Source organism: Methanoculleus sp. MH98A, from assembly GCF_000691865.1.
Lineage (GTDB): Archaea > Halobacteriota > Methanomicrobia > Methanomicrobiales > Methanoculleaceae > Methanoculleus.
On record NZ_JMIO01000123.1, the window covers coordinates 1 to 864 of the forward strand.

Genomic DNA, 864 nt, shown 5'->3' on the forward strand with positions numbered 1-864 from the left:
AATGCGGGGAGGGTACATGCTTCCCGAACGACACACAGGATAAGTGGCGGCAGAATCCGACAGAAACGAAAAATAATCCACTCATATTATAAATACAAATGCGGAATTTTTATAAATAAAAACTTGTAACTACTGTATTGAATGGACGAGATCGACGATGCGATCCTTCGGGAACTGCAGAGAGACGGGCGAATGTCTATGGCAGAACTCGGCTCAATGCTGGGTATAGCACCGTCGACGGTCTTTAAACGGATCGAGAAACTGAAGAACGCCGGCATCCTCGAGCGGTTCACGATCGTCATCAACCAGAAGTGTTTCGAGCATACTCTGGTCGCTTTTCTGAACGTCAGGGTTCACCCCGACGGGAAATCAGAGGTCGAAGAGTTCATGCAGGGTCTCCCGAGCATCCTTGAACTCTACGAGGTGCTCGAACCCGGGGACTTCTTCATCAAGGTCCGGGTGCAGAACATATCCGAGTTGAAACGGAGCGTGCTCGTCCCCCTCTCCGGCCTTCCGGGGGTGAGGGATATCCAGACGATCATCTCGGTGAGGAAGGTCAAGGAACAGACATGAACGGATTGCAGATAGAAACCATACAGCAGATGCTTGCGATCGTGACGCTCCTTCTCGGAGTGCTCGTCATCGGCATCATCTTCAACGCCTACCGGATTGTGAAGCAGCCGACCCTGCTCCTCTTCATCTACGGGCTGTTTACGCTGGTCGTGGGGATCACGTTCGCCGATCTCGTGAGCGTCTTCACGCCCGATGAATTCATCATCGTCTGGTCGACGATCTTCTCACACATCGTGGTGATCCTCGGCCTCGGCGTGATGGCGTACGGTATCATGAGAGGGTAATATGCGT

General features: G+C 52.3%; 2 protein-coding genes. Both read left to right on the forward strand.

Features of this window, described 5'->3' with window-relative positions:
• Window positions 1-141 precede the first annotated feature (141 nt).
• Window positions 142-573 carry an Lrp/AsnC family transcriptional regulator gene (locus tag EI28_RS11835; protein WP_048114171.1) on the forward strand — a complete coding sequence of 144 codons (432 nt, stop codon included), beginning with the start codon at window positions 142-144 and terminating at the stop codon, window positions 571-573.
• Window positions 570-857: a hypothetical protein gene (locus tag EI28_RS11840; RefSeq protein WP_048114172.1), complete on the forward strand. Its 288-nt coding sequence runs from the start codon at window positions 570-572 to the stop codon at window positions 855-857. The genes EI28_RS11835 and EI28_RS11840 overlap by 4 nt, the downstream gene beginning before the upstream one ends.
• The last annotated feature ends 7 nt before the right edge of the window (window positions 858-864 follow it).

Coding starts and splice junctions, on each gene's coding strand:
- EI28_RS11835 (WP_048114171.1), top strand. CDS start 142: ATGGACGAGATCGACGATGCGATCCTTCGGGAACTGCAGAGAGACGGG.
- EI28_RS11840 (WP_048114172.1), top strand. CDS start 570: ATGAACGGATTGCAGATAGAAACCATACAGCAGATGCTTGCGATCGTG.